This is a genomic window from Georgenia sp. Z1491 (assembly GCF_057652395.1).
Map to the genome: position 1 here is coordinate 30,494 of NZ_CM172729.1, position 20,530 is coordinate 51,023.

General features: G+C 70.6%; 18 protein-coding genes. 6 read left to right on the forward strand and 12 right to left on the reverse strand.

Features of this window, described 5'->3' with window-relative positions; all coding sequences use genetic code 11:
* Positions 1–28 precede the first annotated feature (28 nt).
* Positions 29–814 (reverse strand): glucosamine-6-phosphate deaminase, encoded by a 786-nt coding sequence (gene nagB, locus AC24HA_RS00135; protein ID WP_425707512.1) that lies wholly within the window; start codon positions 812–814, stop codon positions 29–31.
* Between the two features lie 184 nt (positions 815–998).
* Here nagB and AC24HA_RS00140 point away from each other — a divergent pair, with 184 nt between their 5' ends.
* Positions 999–1,424, forward strand: a complete 426-nt coding sequence (locus AC24HA_RS00140; protein WP_425707511.1) for a hypothetical protein — start codon at positions 999–1,001, stop codon at positions 1,422–1,424.
* A 181-nt stretch (positions 1,425–1,605) separates the two neighbouring features.
* Positions 1,606–2,121, forward strand: a complete 516-nt coding sequence (gene dps / locus AC24HA_RS00145; protein WP_425707510.1) for a DNA starvation/stationary phase protection protein Dps — start codon at positions 1,606–1,608, stop codon at positions 2,119–2,121.
* 133 nt (positions 2,122–2,254) lie between these two features.
* Here dps and AC24HA_RS00150 read toward each other — a convergent pair whose 3' ends face one another.
* The 4 genes from AC24HA_RS00150 to AC24HA_RS00165 form a co-directional block, all read right to left on the reverse strand.
* The gene (locus AC24HA_RS00150; protein ID WP_425707509.1) at positions 2,255–3,697 is read right to left on the reverse strand and encodes an alanine/glycine:cation symporter family protein; all 1,443 of its coding nucleotides are present in this window, start codon (positions 3,695–3,697) and stop codon (positions 2,255–2,257) included.
* A 164-nt stretch (positions 3,698–3,861) separates the two neighbouring features.
* Complete coding sequence (locus tag AC24HA_RS00155; RefSeq protein WP_425707508.1) at positions 3,862–4,737, reverse strand: DUF4097 family beta strand repeat-containing protein; 876 nt, start codon at positions 4,735–4,737, stop codon at positions 3,862–3,864.
* Positions 4,737–5,378: a response regulator transcription factor gene (locus tag AC24HA_RS00160; protein ID WP_425707507.1), complete on the reverse strand. Its 642-nt coding sequence runs from the start codon at positions 5,376–5,378 to the stop codon at positions 4,737–4,739. The genes AC24HA_RS00155 and AC24HA_RS00160 overlap by 1 nt, the downstream gene beginning before the upstream one ends.
* On the reverse strand, positions 5,366–6,697 hold the full coding sequence (locus tag AC24HA_RS00165) for a sensor histidine kinase (protein WP_425707506.1): 1,332 nt from the start codon (positions 6,695–6,697) through the stop codon (positions 5,366–5,368). Before AC24HA_RS00165 ends, AC24HA_RS00160 begins: the two co-directional genes overlap by 13 nt.
* Positions 6,698–6,871: 174 nt before the next feature.
* Here AC24HA_RS00165 and AC24HA_RS00170 point away from each other — a divergent pair, with 174 nt between their 5' ends.
* Entirely contained in the window at positions 6,872–8,578 is a 1,707-nt protein-coding gene (locus tag AC24HA_RS00170) for an alpha/beta-hydrolase family protein (RefSeq protein ID WP_425707505.1), read from the forward strand.
* Between the two features lie 66 nt (positions 8,579–8,644).
* On the opposite strand, the gene AC24HA_RS00175 is transcribed toward AC24HA_RS00170, so the two are convergent.
* Positions 8,645–9,601, reverse strand: coding sequence for an ABC transporter substrate-binding protein (locus AC24HA_RS00175; RefSeq protein ID WP_425707504.1), 957 nt, complete (start codon positions 9,599–9,601; stop codon positions 8,645–8,647).
* A 267-nt stretch (positions 9,602–9,868) separates the two neighbouring features.
* A complete protein-coding gene (locus AC24HA_RS00180) occupies positions 9,869–10,573 on the reverse strand; it encodes an IclR family transcriptional regulator (protein WP_487563554.1) in 705 nt (234 codons plus the stop codon).
* Between the two features lie 172 nt (positions 10,574–10,745).
* On the opposite strand from AC24HA_RS00180, the gene AC24HA_RS00185 reads away from it, so the two are divergent.
* Both AC24HA_RS00185 and AC24HA_RS00190 read left to right on the forward strand, forming a co-directional pair.
* Positions 10,746–12,728, forward strand: coding sequence for a flavin-containing monooxygenase (locus AC24HA_RS00185; protein WP_487563555.1), 1,983 nt, complete (start codon positions 10,746–10,748; stop codon positions 12,726–12,728).
* Positions 12,715–13,680 carry an alpha/beta hydrolase gene (locus AC24HA_RS00190; protein WP_425707501.1) on the forward strand — a complete coding sequence of 322 codons (966 nt, stop codon included), beginning with the start codon at positions 12,715–12,717 and terminating at the stop codon, positions 13,678–13,680. The genes AC24HA_RS00185 and AC24HA_RS00190 overlap by 14 nt, the downstream gene beginning before the upstream one ends.
* Before the next feature lie 90 nt (positions 13,681–13,770).
* On the opposite strand, the gene AC24HA_RS00195 is transcribed toward AC24HA_RS00190, so the two are convergent.
* The 5 genes from AC24HA_RS00195 to AC24HA_RS00215 all read right to left on the reverse strand — a co-directional run bounded on the left by AC24HA_RS00195 (position 13,771) and on the right by AC24HA_RS00215 (position 19,214).
* Positions 13,771–14,544, reverse strand: a complete 774-nt coding sequence (locus AC24HA_RS00195; RefSeq protein WP_425707500.1) for an IclR family transcriptional regulator — start codon at positions 14,542–14,544, stop codon at positions 13,771–13,773.
* Between the two features lie 85 nt (positions 14,545–14,629).
* On the reverse strand, positions 14,630–15,478 hold the full coding sequence (locus tag AC24HA_RS00200) for an ABC transporter substrate-binding protein (protein WP_487563556.1): 849 nt from the start codon (positions 15,476–15,478) through the stop codon (positions 14,630–14,632).
* 179 nt (positions 15,479–15,657) lie between these two features.
* Positions 15,658–17,046 carry an aldehyde dehydrogenase family protein gene (locus AC24HA_RS00205; RefSeq protein ID WP_425707498.1) on the reverse strand — a complete coding sequence of 463 codons (1,389 nt, stop codon included), beginning with the start codon at positions 17,044–17,046 and terminating at the stop codon, positions 15,658–15,660.
* Between the two features lie 23 nt (positions 17,047–17,069).
* The gene (locus tag AC24HA_RS00210) at positions 17,070–17,861 is read right to left on the reverse strand and encodes an SDR family NAD(P)-dependent oxidoreductase (protein WP_425707497.1); all 792 of its coding nucleotides are present in this window, start codon (positions 17,859–17,861) and stop codon (positions 17,070–17,072) included.
* Between the two features lie 123 nt (positions 17,862–17,984).
* On the reverse strand, positions 17,985–19,214 hold the full coding sequence (locus tag AC24HA_RS00215) for a flavin-dependent oxidoreductase (protein ID WP_425707496.1): 1,230 nt from the start codon (positions 19,212–19,214) through the stop codon (positions 17,985–17,987).
* A 317-nt stretch (positions 19,215–19,531) separates the two neighbouring features.
* Here AC24HA_RS00215 and AC24HA_RS00220 point away from each other — a divergent pair, with 317 nt between their 5' ends.
* Positions 19,532–20,509: an ABC transporter substrate-binding protein gene (locus tag AC24HA_RS00220; RefSeq protein WP_425707495.1), complete on the forward strand. Its 978-nt coding sequence runs from the start codon at positions 19,532–19,534 to the stop codon at positions 20,507–20,509.
* Positions 20,510–20,530 lie beyond the last annotated feature (21 nt).

The window sequence follows — 20,530 nt, forward strand, 5'->3', positions numbered from 1 at the left end:
CGTCTCCGCACCCGTGCGCCGGGCGCGGTCAGTCGCCGAGCAGCGCCTCCCGCGCGTCGGTCATCTGGCAGTAGTAGTCGGCGAGCTCGAGGCCGGCGGCGGCCTCCTCGTCGACGACGACCGTCACCTCGGGATGCAGCTGCAGCACCGAGCCCGGCCGGCGCGCACCGACCGGCCCCTCGACGACGGCGGTCACGGCGTCCGCCTTGGCGCTGCCGGTCGCCACGAGGACGACGTGACGGGCGTCGAGGATGGTCCCCAGACCCTGCGTGACCGCCCGCCTCGGCACCTCGTCGATCGACGCGAAGAACCGGGAGTTGGCGCGCCGGGTGTCATCGGTGAGCAGCTCGACGCGGGTGCGCGAGGCCAGCGAGGTCGCCGGCTCGTTGAACCCGATGTGCCCGTTGACACCGACGCCGACGATCTGGACGTCGACCCCGCCGGACTCCGCGATCGCACGTTCGTACCGCACGCAGGCGGCGTCCAGGTCGGCAGCCTGCCCGTCGGGCACGTGGACGCGCGCCGGGTCCATCCCGAGCGGCTCGGTCACGGTGCGTCGGACGACCTCGCGGTAGGACTCCGGGTGACCGTCGGGCAGGCCCACGTACTCGTCGAGGGCGAAGGCGGACGCGCGGGACAGGTCGAGCTCACCGGCGCGGACGCGCTCGGCGAGGCCCGCGTACAGGCCGAGCGGGCTCGAGCCCGTGGCGACCCCGAGGACGGCCTCGGAGCCGGCGGCGCGCAGCAGTCGCGCGGTGACCTCGGCGGCGCGCTCGCCGACCTCGGCGGGCGTGGGAACGATGACGACGTCCACGGGCAGCTGCCTCTTCTCCCCGGGGCCGGGCCCCGGTCGCTCCGGATGCGGGCCGGCCTCCCCTCGCGGGCGGCTCCCGCGAGAGGACCAGTGTCCCCGACGACGACGGCGGACACCTCTGCCCGGTCAGCACTCCCCTGTTCGCGCCGAGCGCGCACCGGTCCTGACCGGCCACGATGCAGCCATGTCCTCCTCGCTCCCCCCGCACATCCAGGCCGCCGACACCGACGAGGCCCCCGCCCCCGCGTCCGCCTCCGGCTCGGCCTCCGGACGGCCGTGGCACAGGACGATCCCGGGGCCGACCTGGGTGACGGCGATCTTCGCGGTCCTCCCGCTCGTCGTCAGCTTCAACATCCAGAACATGCGCACCGTCAACGGCGAGGTGGTGGAGTTCTTCCGCTTCGACGTCTTCCAGGCGATCGCGGCCGCCGTCCTCGTGCTCGCGTTCGTCGCGGTCCTCCTGAGGCTGCGCAAGAGCTCCGCACCGGACCTTCGACCGCCCACGTGGGCCGTCGCGGTCGGGGCCGTGGGAGCCGTCCTCGCGGTGTACTTCGCACTGACCGCACACACCGGTCTGGACGGTCTCACGGCGGTGCTCGCCGCTAGGTGAGCCTTCCCTGCGTGTCTAGTCAGACAGCCTTCCAACGGCGGAATCATGCGGTTCCGGTGGCCCCCGCACCGCCGTGCCGACTACCATGGGAACCGTTCACCCCGCACCGCCGGACGCCCACGAAGCGACCCCCTGCGGGACTGTATGACAAGCGGCGACACACGCTGCGGAAGGGTTGATCATGGCTGACTCCACGAACTCCGGCTACACCGTCCCGGGCCTCTCGCTCACCGAGGGGCGCTCCGTCGCGGACGAGCTGCAGCACCGGCTCCACGCGCTCAACGACCTGCACCTCACGCTCAAGCACGCGCACTGGAACGTGGTGGGCCCGAACTTCATCGCGGTCCACGAGATGCTCGACCCCCAGGTCGAGCTCGTGCGCGGCTACGCGGACGAGCTCGCCGAGCGCATCGCCACCCTCGGCGCCGAGCCCATCGGCACCCCCGGCGCGCTCGTCAAGGACCGCACGTGGGACGACTACGCGGTGGGCCGCGCGAGCACGCAGGAGCACCTCACCGCGCTCGACCACGTCTACACGGGCGTCGTCGAGGACCACCGCAAGGCCATCAAGGCCGTCGGCGACGTCGACCCGATGACCGAGGACATCCTCATCGGCCAGACCGCGGAGCTCGAGAAGTTCCAGTGGTTCGTCCGCGCACACCTCGAGAACAACGCGGGCCAGGTCCAGGGGGCCTGACCGCACCAGGCGCACGGACGGGGCCCGGGCAGCAGCGCTGCCCGGGCCCCGTTCTCGTGCACGGCCGGCCGAACGAGCTCCGTGCCCGAGCTCCCGGCCCGATCCCCGCTCCCGCCCCTCCTGCCCGCGCCGCCTAGCGACCGGTCGACTCGTAGGTGTCGATGCCGCCGGGGTGGCCCGCCATGAACGCGTCGACCTCTGCCTTGCCGGCCGTCAGCCGCGGGTCGTGACGCAGGTAGTGCCGCGTCTCCCGGGCCACCAGGCCGGACAGGATGAGCAGCCCGACCAGGTTCGGGAGCGCCATGAGGCCGTTGGCGACGTCGGAGAAGTTCCACACCGCGGCGAGCGGCACCGTGCAGCCCACGTACACGACCAGCGAGAACACGACCCGGTACGGCATGACCAGCCTGCGGCCGAACAGCCGCTCCATGCACCGCTCGCCGTAGTAGGCCCAGCCGAGCACGGTGGAGAACGCGAACATCGCCAGCGCGATGGTGACGATGTAGTGCCCCCAGTCGCCCGGCAGCCCGTGGCTGAACGCCTCCCCGGTCATGGTGGCGGCCCCGTCCTCGCCGACGTCCCACACGCCGGTGGTGACGATGACCAGGCCCGTGCAGGTGACGACGATCATCGTGTCGATGAAGGTCTGCGTCATCGAGACGAGCCCCTGACGCACCGGGTGGGTGGTCTTCGCGGCCGCGGCGGCGATCGCGGCGGACCCCATGCCGGACTCGTTGGAGAAGATGCCCCGGGCCACGCCGAACTGGACGGCGAGCATGATCGTCGACCCGACGAATCCGCCGGTCGCGGCGGTCCCGGTGAAGGCGTCGCTGAGCACGAGGCCGAGAGCGGCAGGCAGGTCGCCGATGTTGACCGCGAGGATGAACAGGGCGCCGAGGACGTAGAAGGCGATCATGATCGGTACGAACCCGGCGGTCACCCGGCCGATCGACCTGATCCCACCGACGAGGACCACCAGCGCGAAGACCGTGAGCACGATGCCGGTGATCCACCGGTCCACGCCGAACGACCCCTCGATGTTTCCGGCGATCGAGTTGCCCTGCGTCATGTTGCCGATGCCGAACGCGGCGATGGCCGCCGCGATCGTGAAGAACAGGCCCAGGATCTTGCCCAGCGGGCCCCGGATCCCGCGCTCGAGGTAGTACTGCGGGCCCCCCGACTTCTCGCCGGCGGCGTCGGTGGTGCGGAACCGGACGCCGAGGAACGCCTCGGTGTACTTCGACGCCATGCCGAACAGCCCGGTCACCCACATCCAGAACAGTGCGCCGGGCCCACCGACGCCGATCGCCGTGGCGACGCCGACGATGTTGCCCGTGCCGACCGTCGCGGCGAGCGCCGTCGTCAGCGCCTGGAACTGCGAGAGGTCCCCGTCGTCGGCGCCCGCGTCCTTGCGACGCCCGATGCCGAGGCGGAGCGCCGCACCAAGGGTGCGGAACTGGATCCCGCGCAGGCGAACGGTGAGGATGACGCCCGTGAGCCCCAGGAGGGGGATGAGGAGCCACGGCCCCCACACGAACGCACTGATGTCACCGAGGACGACCTCGATCCGGTCCATGCCCTGCTCCCCCCGCCAGGTGCGGCGCCCTCATGGCGCCGCGGTGGGAGAACACTGCCACGCGCGCATGACAGGCGTGTGACGTGGGGCATGTCGGGGACGTGCCGGGGCCCGGGCGAAGCGGCCCGGAGCCCCGGATCACGGCCGGCCGTCGGCCGCGCGCCTCAGTACGTCTCGGCGGTCACAGATCCGAAGCTCGTGTGCAGGCGCACCGGGACGGTCGGCCCGTCGCCGGCCTGCTCGAGGAGGTTCCGCACGTCGCCGAGGTCCGAGCCGTGCGAGACCGAGTAGGGCCCGGGCGGCAGGGCGACGGTGACGTCGCCGAACGAGGCCTCGACGTCGACCGACGTCGGGACCTCGGGCGAGCGCAGCTCGACGTCGCCGAAGTCTGCGTAGACCTCGATCGCCCCGGCGACCGCGAGGTCGACGGCGGTGACCTCGCCGTAGTCGAGGCGCAGGTCGAGGTTCTCGGCGGACCCGGACGCCAGCACGCTCCCGAAGGACGACTCCACGCTCAGGTCGCCGAGCGCCACGTCCTCGGCCTGGACGCGCCCGAAGCCCGAGCTGACGACGACGTCGGTCCCCTCGGGGACCGCCACCGTCACCAGGGCGGTGTCGCTCGAGCGCCGCCCCATCCAGTCGAGGTCGAAGCTGGGACCGATCCTGGCCCAGCCGCCGCGCCCGTCGTCGACCTCGAGCGTGGCCGTGTCCCCGCTCTCGGTGAGGTCCGCGGACGTGGTGCCGCGCCCCCCGACGACGGACCACTCGATCTCGTCACCGGCCGTGGGCACGACCGTGACGTCGGCCCGGTCGGTGTCGACCTCGATGGTGGTCGCCGCCGTCGTGCCGTCGACGTCGAGGGGCCGGCCGTCCGGCCGGCCCTGGACGTAGCCCAGCGCCGGCGGGACGGCGGCGAGCCCGACGAGCAGCGCCGAGAGGCCGACGAGGATCGTTCGGCCAGGGTTGCCGGGGCCGGTGGAGGCCGTCGGGACGGGAGCCTCCCGGGCGGGTGTCTCGCGGGTGGTGTCGTCGGTGCTCATCAGGACTCCAGGTAGCGCAGGACCGCCAGGACGCGGCGGTTCTCGTCGGGGGTATTGGGGATGTCGAGCTTGAGGAGGATCGCGGAGACGTGCTTCTCGACCGATCCGGGCGAGACCTTGAGGGCGGCGGCGATCGCGCCGTTGGACCGGCCCTCGGCCATGAGAGCCAGCACCTGCTTCTCCCGGGGTGTGAGGTCGGACAAGGGCTGGCTCCTTCGGGTCCGGACGAGGATCTGGGAGACGACCTCGGGGTCGAGGACGGTGCCGCCGGCCGCGATGCGGTCGACGTCCTCGAGGAAGTCGCCGACGTCCGCCACCCGGTCCTTGAGCAGGTAGCCCAGGCCGTGCGGGTGCTGGGCGACGAGGTCGGCCGCGTAGGAGTGCTCGACGTACTGGCTGAGCAGCAGCACGGACACGTGCGGGTCCCGGCGCCGCAGCTCGAGGGCGGCGCGCACCCCCTCGTCGGTGAACGTGGGCGGCATCCGGACGTCGAGGAGGGCGAGGTCGACGCCGGGACGCACCGCGTCGAGCAGGCCGGTGGCGTCGGGCAGTGCGGCGACCACCTCGTGGCCGGCGGACGTGAGCAGCCGCTCCAGCCCGGCGCGCAGGAGGACGGAGTCCTCGCAGATCACGATCCGCACGGCAGCTCACCCACGATCGTCGTCGGGCCGCCGTGCGGGCTGGTCAGGGTGAGCGACCCGCCGACGGCGGCGAGCCGGTCCCGCATGCCGCGCAGCCCGGTGTGGCTCACCCCGGCGTCGAGCGTGGCCCCGCCACCGCCGTCGTCGGAGACGACGACCTGGAGGTGGTCGCCGTCGGGGCCGATCGGGCGGACGGTCACCCGGGCGGACGAGGCGTGGGAGTGCTTGGCGACGTTGCCCAGGGCCTCGGCGACGACGAAGTACACGGTGGCCTCCGCCTCCGGCCCGGGCCGCTCGCTCAGGTCGACGGCGAGGTCGACCGGCACCGTGGACCGTGCGGCGAGCGCCGAGAGGGCGGCGTCGAGCCCCCGGTCGGTGAGGACGGCCGGGTGGATGCCGCGCACCGTCTGCCGGAGCGAGGTGATGGCCTCCTTCGAGGAGGTGTGCGCCTCGTCGAGCAGGGCCTGGGCCTCGTCCGGGTTCGTGGCGAACGCCCGGCGCGCCATGTCGAGCGTCATCGCGACGTTGACGAGCTGGGGCTGGACGCCGTCGTGCAGGTCGCGCTCGATGCGGTAGCGCTGGTCCTCGGCGGCGGAGACCGCGCCGTGCCGGGCACCCTCGAGGCGGTGGATCCGCTCGCTGTACTCGGCGCGGGTGACGGCACCGAGCAGCTCGGCGTCGATGGCGCGCGACAGGTGGGCGTAGAGCAGGCAGGTCAGGGCGCCGAGGACGACGAGCAGGAGTGTCACGAGGACCATCGCCCAGGTGTCGAGGACCCACGGGCCGAGCGGGACACCCGTGTACCCGCGGGCCAGCGCCGCGATCATGATGCCCACCCGCTGGGCGCACCACAGCACGAAGGTCAGCAGCACGATGCCGAGGATCGCGCCGGCGGCGATGCGGCCGATGCCGCGCCACATCTCGGGGTCCTTGAACCGGTCCCACTGGCGGGCGACGTAGCTGCCGAACCCCGGGGTGCGGGCGTGCGGCGGCGGGCTGCGCCAGCCCTGCGCGGTGGTGACGCCGTACAGGGAGCGCGCCTTCCACCGGTGGAGCTCGACGCCCCAGCGCATGACGTAGAGCGTGCCCACCAGGAGGAGCAGACCGACGCCGATGACGGCAAGGCCCGCTCCCGTGGCCAGGAGCGTGACGACCGTGACCGCCAGCGTGAGGCTGACGATCCCGGAGAACACGAGGTCGGCGAGACCGGAGGCGGCCAGGCCGGCCGCGCGACCGAGGGAGGCGCGGCCGAACGAGGCACGGCCGACGGCGGCGGCCGGCCCGGGGACGCCCGGGGCGGTGGAAGAGGTCGGGTTCATGACGGTCACGCTATTGCGCCCGGGGACGGGCCGGGCAGGGTGCTGGCAGACGACCCGACCGGGGGATATCCCCCGGGTGGTGGACATCGAGGGGGACCTGGGTCACGTCGCACCGCGCCGATCTCCACCGGACGGCGGACGACGCCGTCGCGCCGGTTTGTCAGGATGGGACGCATGGCCAGGCGATCCATTGCTCGGGGCGCCCTGCGCCGTACCCGCCCGGTCCTCAGGGCCCTCGACAACGCCGGGGCCTCCGGGGCGCAGATCGCGACCTGGGTCGCCCTGGGCCCCTCGCTCCTGCCGCGCCAGTGGTGGATGACCGCGGTCAACGTCGGTCTCTCGCAGGCCTACGGGTACCTCGTGGGCGAGGGCACGGTCGCGGGGGTCCGCGGGGTGGGGCGGCTGGCGAAGCTCCGCTCGGACATGTCGCCGCGCACCGAGCGTCGCGTGAAGGCCGTGTGGCAGTCGGCCCTCGGGGTCGGGACGGCCACCGCGTTCCTGCGCTCCCTGCGCCGCCAGAACGAGATCGCCGAGCTCGCGGGCACCGAGCCCGTCACGGCGGCCGGGCACGCAGGTGGGCTCGTCGCCGGCACCGCGGGGTTCGGGGTCGTGCTCCTTGCCGCGCGCGCGACGACGGCGGGGGCACGCGCCATCTCGCCGGTGGTGCGCCGGGTGGCCCCGAAGGTGCTCGTGCCCGTGCTCTCCACCGGGATCGCGGCCACCGCCGTGGTCTACGCCTCGGACCGCCTCCTCGTCCGGCGGGCGCTGCGCCGCCTCGCCGTGCAGGCGAAGGACCAGAACGCGCGCCGTGCCCCGGGGCGGTCGCAGCCGGCCGAGCCCGAGCGCTCGGGCTCGCCCGCCTCCCTGGAGTCGTTCGACACGCTCGGCCGCCACGGGCAGGTGTTCGTCAGCGACGGCCCGCGGCGCGCCGACATCGAACGGGTCACCGGCACGCCCGCGCTCGAGCCGATCCGCGCGTACGCCGGGTTCCTCGAGGACCGCGAGATCGAGGAGACCGCCGAGGCCGCGTGCCGCGAGCTGGTGCGGGCAGGCGGGCTCGAGCGATCCGTCGTCGTCGTGCTCACCGGGACCGGCTCCGGGTGGGTGCAGGAGTGGAACGGCTCGTCGATCGAGTACCTCACCGGCGGGGACTGCGCCATCGTCTCGATGCAGTACTCCTACCTCCCGAGCGGGCTGGCGTGGGTCAGCGACCGTCACACCGCCCAGCGGGCCGGGATCGCCCTGTTCGAGGCCGTCGAGCGTGCGGTGCGGTCCCTTCCGCCGGAGAAGCAGCCGAAGCTCTACGTCGGGGGCGAGTCCCTCGGCACGGACGGCGGTCTCGCCGCGTTCTCCTCGGCCGCGGACATGCTCGAGCGCACCGACGGCGGCGTGTGGATCGGCACGCCGCGGTTCACCCGGATGTGGCGCGAGCTCGTCGCCTCCTCGCGGCGCGGCTCGCCGGAGGTCCTGCCGATCGTCGACCACGGCCGGCACGTGCGGTTCGTGTCCCGGCCGTCCGAGCTCATGCACGGTGCGTTCGGCGAGCCGTACGTCCCGTGGGAGTCGCCACGGTTCGTCTTCCAGCAGCACTCCAACGACCCGGTCGTCTTCTGGTCCCCGGACCTGCTGTGGCGGGCCCCGCGGTGGGTCCGGGAGAAGGCCGGCCGTCAGGTGTCGAAGGCCGTCAACTGGTATCCGTGGGTGACGTTCTGGCAGATGGCCGTCGACATGCCGAGCTCGGTGACGCTGCAGGGCGGGACCGCCCACAGCTACCACTCCGAGCTGCTGCCGAGCTGGGCGGCCGTCCTGGGCGGCGAGCTCGACGTCGACTACACCGACCTGCAGGCGATCATCCGCGCGGGTCTCGTCCCGGGGCGGTAGCGGGAGCGCAGGAACGATGCTGCGAGTCCTTGGGCAAGGACCACTCCCGATAGGTCGCGGGAACCGTCAGGCCCCGTCGTCGATGTGTCCCTCGTAGTCCGGCACCTCGTCCAGGATGCCGTGGTCGACCATGAGCGCCGCTGCTCGCTCGATCGATTCGCGGTCGAGCTCCTCTCGGTAGAGCGGCAGATTCATGTCCTGGACGACCTGCTCGTCGAACTCGCCCAGCTCGAGGAGCGCCGATCGGAACTCGTCAGGATTCTCCGTGACGTACTGGGCTGTCGCCAGTCGCGCCGCCTGGAATGCCTCCACGACCTCTGGATTCTCGCTCGCATACTCCTGGGTCGTCAGGGAGATGCCGATCTGCGTCTCAGGCTCCCAGCTCGCGAACGGATGCAGTACGGGTCGGTAGCCCTGGGAGATGGCGATCGTCGCGAACGGCTCGATCAGGGTCGCGGCGTCCACGTGCCCGTTTTCCACGCCGGCGACCATCTCGGGGAACGGGATCTCGACGAACTCCAGCGCCTCCGTGTCGAGCCTCAGGTTGTCTAGCGCCCCCACCACACCGAGTGCAGTGATGTTGTCGAGCTCGTTCGTGGCGAGCGAAGCTCCTTCGAGATCTTCTGGCTCCTGGATCGGAGAGTCGTCCCGCACGACCACGACGGAGAAGTCGTCCTCGGGTTCCTCGCTGGCCGCGGTTCCAGGGCCGACGACGACGAGGGGCATGTCCTGCGCGAGGAACGTATTGATGGAGACGACGTCTCCGCCGGTGAACTGAACCTCACCCGCCATCGCTGCGGTCACCTGCTGTGAGCCGCCGGCAATGCTGGTCACCGTGGCGTCGAGGCCCGCATCCTCGAAGAAACCCTGCTCGATGCCGAACTCGACGATATGGGTAGGCATCCCGGGCGTCTCAGCGATCGCCACAGGTACCAACCCCTCCTCGGTCGACGCCTCGGCCCCCTCCCCATCCTCACTTCCGCATGCTGCCAACGTGAGCGACGCCCCCATGGCAACGACCAACCATCCACCTGCTCCACGACGCATCATCGCGTCCTCCTCGTCCGCTTGTGTCGTCTCAACGACGCATTGTGCGCATAGTGCACTATGTGTGCACTTCGCGCGCGGCTTGAGTCAAACACCATCGCGACCACCCGGTCAAGGATCGGCGGCATCGTTCGGGCGACCCATCACGAACCGAGGCGACACGGGCACTATCGGCTCAACCGGCGCTCATGCGCCCCAAACTCGGCAGTCCACGCACCGCCGGACCCACCCCTCGAAAGGGCGTCAGCGCGAACTAAGAACCACGCTGATCCTGTCTGCGGCCCGCTTGACGCCGCGAGCAAGCTCGGAGTCCGGTCGGAGCTGGTCCTCGATGTCCACACCATTGACGTTGATCGCACCGACCGGAGCCCCGCTCGGGCCACGCACCGCACACGCCACGGCATGCACGTCGTTGTGAAGCAGATGAGGGACACACGCGAGACCGCCATCGGCACGCGCCTCGTCGATGAGCTCCTCGAGCTCGGTCGCACGCGGGGCGCCGACCCGCCGTCGAACCTCGTCGTCCGACATCGTCGCCAGGAGCGCCAGCCCGGTCGCGCTTCGATCCAGCGGCAGGAGCGCGCCGATCTCAAGAACGGTCGACAGCGGCGCCGTGTCGCTCCAGTATCGATCGACGATGGCTGCGGCGTCGTCGAGGAGCAACGAGACCACGACCGACCACGGCCGGTGCTGCACCTGCGAGCGGAACAGGTCAAGCGCATAGGCCGGAGCGACGGTCGTAAACGGCAGGGAGTCGAGGTAGATGCGACCGAGCCGGAACGTCCCCACACCCAGGCGCCATCCGTTCTCACCCTGCTCGGCAAGATCACGTCCCGCAAGCGACTTGAGGAGGCGGTGCGTGGTCGTGCGATCAAGGTCGGCTCGCGCCGCCACATCCTTGACGGGGAGCGGACCGCTGCTAGCCGAGAGCACGTCCAGAACCAGCATCGCGCGGTCCACGGCCTGAACGGTGGACCGCCGGTCGACCAGTCCGTCGACCGAGCCACCCACCGCACGTGCCGCTGAAGTTCTTGACGTCGCCACGGTCGCCGACCCTACTATGGGCACAGTGCGCGCAGTTCGTGCATTATGCGCACATCAGCTCGAAGATGAGGACACGATGCACCCACTGGCGGGAACGGACCAGGCAGCCCCAGCGGCGGAGGCGGCCGACGATGTCCGTATTGATCGGCCGGTCGAACCGATCGCGGCCAGCGACGACGAACTCCGCGACGCCGTCCGCGACGCGGAGCTGCTCCCACTAATGGCAGCGCTGGCCCAGGCAACCGGTCGCCTCGACCTCGTCTCGCCCCACCTTCGGCCCTCCGGAGACACGGCCGGGGCGATACCGCCTGCGCAGGGGGGCCTCTCGGACTCGGAGCAGCGCACGTTGCGCGGTCTGGCGCTCGACGCGCTGCGGCAGCTTCGCGACGGCCCGTGCTCCGCGCTCGACATGCGCGATGCCGGTACGGCGCAGCACCTCTTCGACTTTCTCACGGGCCCGGCTGACGACGACTACACGGATCTGCTGGCCCACGAGTTCGCGTATCCCGGTGACGCCGGCGCACCGACGTGGACGGTGTCCGACTTCGGCGAGCGCCGCCTCTCCGCCCTCGTGATCGGAGCCGGACTCTCCGGACTCTCCTGCGCCCACAGGTTGCACCAGGCCGGAGTCGACGTCACCGTCGTCGAGAAGAACTCGGACGTCGGTGGGAGCTGGCACGAGAACACCTACCCCGGTTGCCGGCTGGACACCACCAACTTCGGGTACAGCTTTACGTTCGCACAGACCCAGCTCTGGCCCACGCAGTACTCGACGCAGCCCGCTATCTACTCGTACTTCCGAAACGTGGCGGATCGTCGTGGGCTTCGCGAGCTCATCACGTTCGACACGACCGTTAGCTCCCTTGACTTCGACGACTCGACCAAGAAATGGACGGCCCGCCTGGTCGACTCGGCGGGCCGGACGAGCACGCTCACGACCGACCTGGTCGTCAGTGCCACCGGCCAGCTCAACCAGCCGAACATCCCCGACATCCCCGGGTCGGACAACTTCTCGGGCCCGCGCTGGCACACGGCCCGCTGGCGGCACGACGTCGATGTCGGTCGCCGTCGCGTCGGCGTGATCGGCACCGGTGCCAGCGCGTTCCAGGCGATCCCCGAGCTCGCGTCGAGCAGCCCCGCCGTCATTGTCTTCCAGCGCACACCGCCCTGGTTGTTGCCGGCACCCGACTACCGTCAGCGCATCGCACCGGGCATGACCTGGTTGCTGCGTCACGTTCCGCACTACTACCGGTGGTATCGGCTGTTCCAGTTCTGGACGACGGTCGAAGGACGCCGCCCGTACGTCGAGGTCGACCCGACCTGGACGGGCACCGATTCGGTCTCCGCGAAGAACAACGAGCTCCGCGAGGTGCTTACGGGCTACCTGGAAAACCAGTTCGGTGCACGGCCCGACCTGCTGCCTGCCGTGACTCCGTCGTACCCGCCCGGGGCCAAGCGCATGCTGCGGGACGACGGCGCCTGGGCCGAGACGCTCTCGAAGTCGCACGTCGAGCTGGTCACAGCCCCGATCGAACGGCTTGAACCCGACGGCGTACGCACGTCCGACGGTGTGCTGCACGAGGTCGACGTACTTGTCTACGGCACCGGGTTCAAGGCGTCCGAGTTTCTCGGTTCGCTCACCGTCACCGGACGTGACGGCCGCGACCTGCACGCGTACTGGGACGGCGACGCCCGCGCCTTTCACGGCATCACTGTGCCGGGCTTTCCAAACCTCTTCTGCCTCTACGGCCCGAACACGAACCTCGTGGTCAACGGCTCGATCCTCCTGTTCTCGGAGCTCGCGGTGAACGTCGTGCTGGAGGCGGCCCGTGCCCTGCTCGAGGGGGATCACCGCACGGTCGAAGTAAGAGAGGGCCCGTACCTCCGACACAACGAGGAGCTCGACCGGGCGAACGCGCTCATGGCATGGGGGGCATCCGAGGTGTCCAGCTGGTACAAGAACGCACGAGGACGAGTCACCCAGAACTGGCCCTACCGCACGCTCGACTACTGGCGTGCGACGCGCGTGGTCGATGCGGAGCACTATGAGTTCGACTGATCACGGCTCGGGGACCGACATCCCCGAGTTGCCGCTCGACCCTCTGCTGGACAAAGCGCTACGTGTCTCGCGCGCAGCGGGCCGGCGCTCGGTCGCCGTTCTGACGACGGACCAGGCGCGGGCGCAGATGCCTCTGCCGCCGGACGCGCCGGAGGATCCCCGCCTGCTCGTCGAGGACTCGGTGCTCGCGCTCGAGAGCTGCGGCCTGCCGCTCCGCCGATACACATTGACCGGTCGTTCCCTCGGCACCGTCATCTACCTGCACGGCGGAGGCTGGGTCCTCGGGTCAATCGCCCACGCGGACCCGACGTGCCGCCGTCTCGCGCTCGACTCATCGTGCGACGTGCTGTCCGTCGAGTACCCACTCGCCCCCGAGTCGCCCTTCCCTGCTGCGCTCACGGCCACCACAGAGCTGTTGATCAATCAGATCCAACGGTCGGATTGCCCCGTCGTCGTCATGGGCGAGAGCGCGGGTGCGAACCTTGTGCTCGGCGCGCTGCAGTCGATGGGCGCGACCGAGCGGAGCTCCTTCGCCGGCGCGGTGCTCGTCACCCCGCTCGTCGACCTCGGGCGACGGCGTCCCTCGCATGCGCGGCACGACGACCCCCTGCTGCTGCTCTCGACGCCTGATCTCGCCTGGTACGTCGAGCGCTACCTACCGGCCGATGCTGACCGTGCGGACCCCCGGGTCTCGCCGCTCCGCGGGGACCTGCGCCACCTACCACGCACCTGCGTGGTGATCGCCGGCCATGATCCTCTACGGGACGAGGCGTCCGAGCTCGCCGAACTGCTGCGTGCCCACGACGACGAGACACGGGTCATCACGGCGCCGACGCTGGGGCACGCCTTCTTGTCGATGCATGCCGTGGTCGAGGCGGCAGCGAAGGTGCTCGACCAGATCACAACCACCACGCGAGTATTCCTCGAATCAGCATCGCCCGCCCGGCAGTAGGCGCTGCCGAGCCGGGCGATCGGAGGTCAAGTCCCGTGTCGTGGTGGCCCTTGGGTCAAGAGATCATGAGTTGTCGGCGGCAAAGACGCGCTACGGACGAGCCGGACCGAGCAGCTCGGCCTGAATGTCGAGCGCCGCTCGGTGCATACGGCTGACGATGTACGGCAGCCGGACAGCCGGCATCCGCTCCGCCGGTCCGGCCACGGCGATCGCCGCGGCCGGCGCTGCCTCGGCGTCCCGAACGATCACGGCTACGGCAGTGAGCCCCTCCGCGGATTCCGCGATATTCGTCGCGTGGCCGCGTCGGGCGACGTCACGCAGGTGGGTCCCGATCTCCTCCTCCGTCCGCAGTGTCGCGTCCGTGAGTACCTGGACGCCACGTGGGTAGAGGTGCCGCAGCGATTCGGCAGGCAGCGCTGCCAGCATCACCTTGCCGACTGCTGTCGCATGGGCCGGCAGAACCATTCCGGTGCGGAGCGGCGTGCTGTCGTCGCGACTCCCCTGGTACCCCACGACGAAACGCACGCTGTTCCCCTGGAGCAGCGCGAGGTGCGAAGTCTCCTCCGTCTCGTCCCGGAGGGCGCGGACAACCGGGGCCGCCGCTGCGATCATGCGCTCGTGCGTGACCTTCGGGACCACCGGCCGGTCGAGGATGACCATCGGCACGTACGGGCCTCCTGCGGTGCGCTGCCGCACGAAACCATGACGGACCAGCGCCGCCAGCAGACGGTGGGCGGTTGATCGGGCGACACCGAGAAAGGTGGCTGCCTCGTGCACCCGGATCTCCCCGCGGCGGACGAGCTCATCGAGCAGCTTGAGTGCGTTGTCGACCGAGGTCCGCCGCTCGTCCGCCTGGTCGCTCATCGGAGCATCATCCGCCACGTATCGCCCCTTCCCACGGACGGCGGCTCCGGCCGGGCGACGCGAGGCGGCCCGGCCGGACCCGACGTCACTGGGCCCGCGGGAACAGTGCCTCGAGGTCGACCTCGTCGCGGGCGAACACCCCGTAGTGCGCGCCGGCGTCGGCGACGAACTCGACGGACTCGAGGTTCACTTCGGTCGGGAAGGCCGGAAGTGTGAGCTCGGGGATGATCTCGGGATCAATCTCCGTGTAGTCGGTGAGCACGCCCCGGGCTTCATCGGGGTTCTCCGTTGCGTAGTCAAGCGCCTCGGCGGTCGCCTCGATGAACGCGTCGACCGTGTCCGGGTCCTCCTCGGCGAACGCTGCCGTGGTGAAGTAGACGGCGACAGTCAGGTCTGGCGTCGCCTCCGCGTAGAGGCTGTACAAGTCACGGAATCCGGTGTCGCGGCCGATCGTGAGGAAGGGTTCCACCTCCCAGATGGCGTCGACCTGACCGCTCTCCAGCGCGGCCACCATGTCAGCGTGGCCGATCTCGACGAACTCCACCGCGGACGAGTCCCCTCCGGCACGGTCGACCGCGTCACGGATGAGCGTGTCGTTGATGTTGCTCAGCGTGTTGATCGCCACGCTGTGGCCCTCGAGGTCCTCGACCGACTCGAGATCGCTGTCCTCCGGGACGAGGATGGCGCCGAAGTCGTCCTCCGGGTTCCCGGTCGAGGAGGCGCCCGGGCTCACGACCTCGAGCTCGAGCCCGGTGGTCTGCGCGAGCATGAGCGAGGTGGTGTTCGAGAAGCCGAAGTCGTACTCGCCGGAGACGACCGCCGGCACGATCGCGGCGCCGCCCTGCGCGCTCTCGAAGCTGAGGTCGATGCCGTGCTCCTCGTAGATGCCCTGCTCCACACCGAGGTAGAGAGGGGCCACGTCGAGGATCGGCATGACGCCGATGGTCACCTCGGTCAGACCTGAGCCACTGCCGGAGTCATCTCCCTCGGCACTTGTATCGCCATCGTCGCTGCCGCTACAGCCTGTGAGCACCAGGAGGGCTCCTGCGCATGCGACCGTGAATCTTTTCCGCATTCCTGTCGTCCTTTCTTCGTAGGGGGGAGGCAGCCGTCTCACACCGCGAGGTGCCCGACGTCAAAGTTGATGTGCTTGAGCTCCATGAACTCGTGGATCCCGTCGAACCCACGCGTCCGGCCCACTCCGGAGGCCTTCATCCCTCCGGACGGGACCTCCGAGAACGTGCGGTTGTACCGGTTGAGCCAGACGGTCCCGAAGTCGAGGGCCCGCGCGGACTGCCACGCGCGCCGGAGGTCGTTCGTCCACACCGCGGCCGCGAGGCCGTAGTCCGTGTCGTTGGCCATCCGGACCGCGTCCGCGTCGGAGTCGAAGGTCTCGAGCGTGACGACGGGGCCGAAGATCTCCTCCTTGAGCAGGCGCGTATCGATCTGGTCGCCCGCCACGAGTGCCGGGGTGATGAACTCGCCCGGAAGGTCGAGCCCGCCAGGCTGCTCGCCACCGACCAGGAGCGTGCCGTCGTTCCTCGCGATCTCGAGGTAGCCCCGAATCTTCTCCGCCTGGGTGGTGGAGACGATCGCCCCTGTGTCGACCGCGGGGTCGTCCGGATGTCCGACAACCAGTCGGGACACGCGGTCCACGAGTCGGTCGCGGACCTCGTCGGCCACGGAGCGATGCGCGAGGACGCGGGAGTTCGCCATGCACATCTGGCCGGCGGTGATGAACCCGAACGTCAAGATCGTGTCGATCGCGGCGTCGAGGTCGGCATCGTCGTGGAGGACGCTCACGCCCTTGCCGCCGAGCTCGAGGAACGGACGGCCGAGGCGGCCGGAGACCGTACGAGCCACGTCGCGTCCGACCTGCGTGGAGCCGGTGAAGGCGACAACCTTCAGGCGTTCGTCACTGCTGAGCAGCTGTCCGATGTCGGCGCCACCGCGGACCATGTTGAGGACGCCCGCGGGCACGTGACCGCCGGCCAGCTCGATCGCGCGGGCCGTCGCCAGCGGAGTGAGCGGGGCAGGCTTGATCACGGCCGTCACGCCTGCCGCGAGGGCAGGAGCCATGTCCCGCAGGAGGAGGAAGAGTGGCCAGTTCCAGGGAGTGACGAACGCGGCGGGACCGACCGGCACGCGGACCAGGTGACCGGCACTCCCGTCCGGCAGCTCGTGGGCCGTGCCCGCGACGGAACGCGCAGCACCCGAGTTGAAGCGCAGGGCGTCGATCGCCATCGCCACCTCGCGATCGCACTCGCGGCGGACCTTGCCCGTCTCCCCGCGGATGATCGCGGCCAGCTCGTCGCCGTGGCGCTCCAGCTCGTCGGCCCAGCCGGCGAGCGCGACCTGCCGGAGGTTGGCGTCGTAGCGCCACGGTCCGCTCCGGAACGCCGCGTCCGCCGTGGCGATCGTCCGGTCGGCTGATGCCGCGTCGTCGAGGGTGACCTCGCCGAGGGTGGCGCCCGTCGCCTTGTCGAGGATCGTGTCGTGCATGCCTGTCCTTCCGTCGCTCATGCTCATAGGAAGACCACGCCGCCGTCGACGACGAGGGTCTGTCCGGTGATGAATCCCGAGTCGCGTCCACCGAGGAAACGCACGGCACCGACAAGGTCGTCGGCCACCATCGTGCGAGGGATCGCGCGGCGCTGGGCGGCCGTCGGGAGGTACTCCTTGCCGTTGAGGATCCGCGTGGCCTCGGTGTCGACGAGACCGGGGGCGACGGCGTTGATCGTGATGCCCTTCTTGCCCAGTTCCGGCGCGAGCGCCCGGACGAGCGCGATCACGGCCCCCTTGGACGCGACATAGTGCGCGAAGTACGGAACACCCATGTGGACCGTCGACGACGCGGTGCAGATGATCCGCGCATCGCTACCGTTCTCGAGGAGGGGAAGCATCGCGCGCGTGACAAGCCAGGTCCCGGTGACGTTGACGTCGAGCACGCGCCGGAACGCGTCGGGCGAGATCTCCTCGAACGGGACCTTGGCCCCGAGCGACTGGTAGATGCCGGCGTTGTTGACGAGGACGTCGACCGCCCCCAGGGCGCTGCGGCAGTGGTCCGCGAGCGCCGCCACCGACGACTCGTCGCCGATGTCGGTCCGGATGAACGAGACGTCTCGACCCGCGGTGGTGAGCTCGTCGGCGAGCTGCGCGCCGTCGTCGATCAGATCGGCGATTACCACTCGGTCGCCGGACTCCGCGAGCGCACTGACCAGCGCGGCTCCGATCCCCCTCCCACCTCCTGTGACCACCACCCGTCGTGGTACCTCCTGGTGCTCCATGGGCACGTACCGCTCCTGCACAGCGTCCATTGCTGCTCCATCCATCGATCTCTCGTACGTCAGTTCCGGTGAGGTGCCGCCGCATCTCCGGTCCACAGCGATCGCATACATGTTCGTGCGGCACAGCACGCAGGGGCTTCGTCCACGAGCTCCCTACGACGAGGCGAGCCGGTCGCGGTCGTACGCCGCGACCTTCTTGTACCGGTCGCTGATCGCGGTCATCTCCTCGGCCGAGATGACGTCCTCGATGCGGTCGAACGGCTGGTCCCCGGTGCGCTCGTAGACCTCGCGCAGGATCGTGTCCGGCGGGTTGGTCCGGTTGGTGAGCACCACCTGGGAGGTGGCCGGGCGGCGCTCGTCGTCGTAGGCGGTCAGCGCCGCGGCGGGATCAGGGCCCGCGACCAGGTACCGGGCGAGTACCGGCCCGTCGAGGATCGCCTGGCCGGCACCGTTGGACCCGCGCGGGATCATGGGGTGTGCGGCGTCGCCGAGCAGGGTGACTCGTCCGAACGACCAGCGCGGCAGCGGGTCCTGGTCGACCATCGGGTACTCGAGGACGGTCCCGGTCGCGCGGATCATGCCGGCGACGTCGAGCCAGTCGAAGCTCCAGTCCTCGAAGACGTCGATGAAGTCCTCCAGCCGGCCGGGCCGGTTCCACTCGCGGCGCTGGGGGCGGGGGCGCTCGACCTCGGCCACCCAGTTGACGAGCTGGCGCCCGTCGTCCGTGGCGGGTCGCACGGGGTAGATGACCATCTTCCCGCTCGTCAGCCAGCCGACCCGCGTCATCGACGCGCCCGTGAGGAACCCGTCCCACTCGACGACGCCGCGCCACATCGTCACGCCCGAGTACCTCGGCGCACCCTCGTCCGGGTAGAGCTGGGCGCGCACCGCGGAGTGCACGCCGTCCGCCCCCACGACGACGTCTCCCGCCACGTCGACCTCGCGTCCGGCGGCGTCGATCGTGTGCAGGACCGCCGCGCCGTCACCGTCGGTGAACCCGGTCGCGCGGCTGGCGAGGTGCACGGCCCCCTCCCCGAGGCGGTCGCGCACCGCGGAGAGCAGAGTGAGCTGGAGGTCGGCCCGGTGGATGGACAGCTGGGGATGGGCGTAGCCGGCGAACCGCCCGGACGGCTCGCTGTGAACGAACTGCCCGTGCCGGTTGAAGAAGGCTGCCTCACGGGTCTCGACCGCCACGCGCTCGAGCGCGGGCAGCACGCCGAGGCCGTCGAGCACCTTGATCGCGTGCGGGAGCAGGTTGATGCCGGCGCCGATCGGGGTGATCTCGGGGGCGGCCTCGTGGATCTCGCAGTCGATGCCTGCCTCGTGCAGCGAGAGGGCGAGGGTCAGGCCGCCGATGCCGGCCCCTGCGATGACGACCTTCATGCGTGGATCTCCCCTGGGCTGTTCCTCGCGGCACCGGTTGCTCGGCCCGCGTCGACCGTGGCCGGTCCTTGCGGGGATGCTAGGGAGGTCGGGCCGGACCGTTCCCGCCGCAGCGACGCGATTCCGCAGTCTCGAACGGTTCGGGGGTGCATGCCGGTTCTGCATGGCTGACCCCGCCGAGAATTCCACCATGTCGAATCGGTTCCGTCACCCATCGCACTGCGGCGAGCGGGGCCTACCGTCTCCTCCAGCCGGGTCGAGGGCCGACCCGCACAGATCTCGGACGCGTCGCAGCGTCCGCAGCCCCGGGAGGACCCATGAAGCGTTCGCGTCCAGTCATCGTGTCGACCATCGCGCTCGCCACGACACTCGTGCTCGCCGCGTGCGGCGGGGACTCGGACGAGACCGGGGACGGTGGGGGCGGCGGCGACGGCGGTCTCACCGAGGTCCGCGTCGGCGAGACCGCCGGCATCCCCTCGGCGTTCCTCGAGTACGGCGTCGACCAGGGGCTCTTCGAGGACGAGGGGCTCGACGTCCGGGTCGACACCTCCGCCGGCGGTGCGGCCGCCATCCCGGGTGTCGTGGGCGGGACGCTGGACATCGCCGGGTCGAACACGGTCAGCGTGCTGCTCGCGGCGGACCAGGGTCTGCCGATCACGATGATCGCGCCGGGGACGTTCGCGACCGAGGACCCCGAGTCCGACTTCTCGGCGGTCGTCGTGCCGGCCGACTCGGACATCGAGACCTCCGCGGACCTCGCCGGCCGTCAGGTCGCCGTCAACACGCTGCAGAACATCGGGGACATCACCATCTCCACGAGCGTCGAGAACGCCGGCGCGGACCCGTCCGCCATCGAGTACGTCGAGCTCGGCTTCCCGGACATGCTCCCTGCACTCGACTCCGGTCAGGTCGAGGCGGCCTGGGTGATCGAGCCCTTCCGGACGCTCGCCCTCGAGGCCGGGGACCGCGTCGTGTCCCACCCGTACGTCGAGGCCTACCCGGGGCTGCAGGTCGGCTCGTTCCTGGCGTCCGACCAGTACGCCGCGGAGAACCCCGAGGTGATCGACGCGTTCCGGGCGGGCCTCGCGGCCACGATCGAGCTTGTCGACAGCGATCCGGACGCGTTCCGCTCGGCGGTGCCCGACCTCGACCCCGAGGTCGCCGACGCCATGATCCTGCCCGAGTACCACACCGACATCGACGTGGAGTCCCTGGAGTTCCTCTCCGAGCGCATGCGCGCGGAGGGATACGTGAGCGAGGAGATCGACGTGGCATCGATCGTCGGCGAGCAGTGACGCCCCCACCGTGCCGCACGA

Coding starts and splice junctions, on each gene's coding strand:
- AC24HA_RS00165 (WP_425707506.1), bottom strand. CDS start 6,697: ATGAACCCGACCTCTTCCACCGCCCCGGGCGTCCCCGGGCCGGCCGCC.
- AC24HA_RS00210 (WP_425707497.1), bottom strand. CDS start 17,861: ATGGACGCTGTGCAGGAGCGGTACGTGCCCATGGAGCACCAGGAGGTA.
- AC24HA_RS00155 (WP_425707508.1), bottom strand. CDS start 4,737: ATGAGCACCGACGACACCACCCGCGAGACACCCGCCCGGGAGGCTCCC.
- AC24HA_RS00185 (WP_487563555.1), top strand. CDS start 10,746: ATGCACCCACTGGCGGGAACGGACCAGGCAGCCCCAGCGGCGGAGGCG.
- AC24HA_RS00220 (WP_425707495.1), top strand. CDS start 19,532: ATGAAGCGTTCGCGTCCAGTCATCGTGTCGACCATCGCGCTCGCCACG.
- AC24HA_RS00150 (WP_425707509.1), bottom strand. CDS start 3,697: ATGGACCGGATCGAGGTCGTCCTCGGTGACATCAGTGCGTTCGTGTGG.
- AC24HA_RS00140 (WP_425707511.1), top strand. CDS start 999: ATGTCCTCCTCGCTCCCCCCGCACATCCAGGCCGCCGACACCGACGAG.
- AC24HA_RS00200 (WP_487563556.1), bottom strand. CDS start 15,478: ATGCCGATCCTCGACGTGGCCCCTCTCTACCTCGGTGTGGAGCAGGGC.
- AC24HA_RS00205 (WP_425707498.1), bottom strand. CDS start 17,046: ATGCACGACACGATCCTCGACAAGGCGACGGGCGCCACCCTCGGCGAG.
- AC24HA_RS00215 (WP_425707496.1), bottom strand. CDS start 19,214: ATGAAGGTCGTCATCGCAGGGGCCGGCATCGGCGGCCTGACCCTCGCC.
- AC24HA_RS00180 (WP_487563554.1), bottom strand. CDS start 10,573: ATGCTGGTTCTGGACGTGCTCTCGGCTAGCAGCGGTCCGCTCCCCGTC.
- AC24HA_RS00190 (WP_425707501.1), top strand. CDS start 12,715: ATGAGTTCGACTGATCACGGCTCGGGGACCGACATCCCCGAGTTGCCG.
- dps (WP_425707510.1), top strand. CDS start 1,606: ATGGCTGACTCCACGAACTCCGGCTACACCGTCCCGGGCCTCTCGCTC.
- AC24HA_RS00195 (WP_425707500.1), bottom strand. CDS start 14,544: ATGAGCGACCAGGCGGACGAGCGGCGGACCTCGGTCGACAACGCACTC.
- AC24HA_RS00170 (WP_425707505.1), top strand. CDS start 6,872: ATGGCCAGGCGATCCATTGCTCGGGGCGCCCTGCGCCGTACCCGCCCG.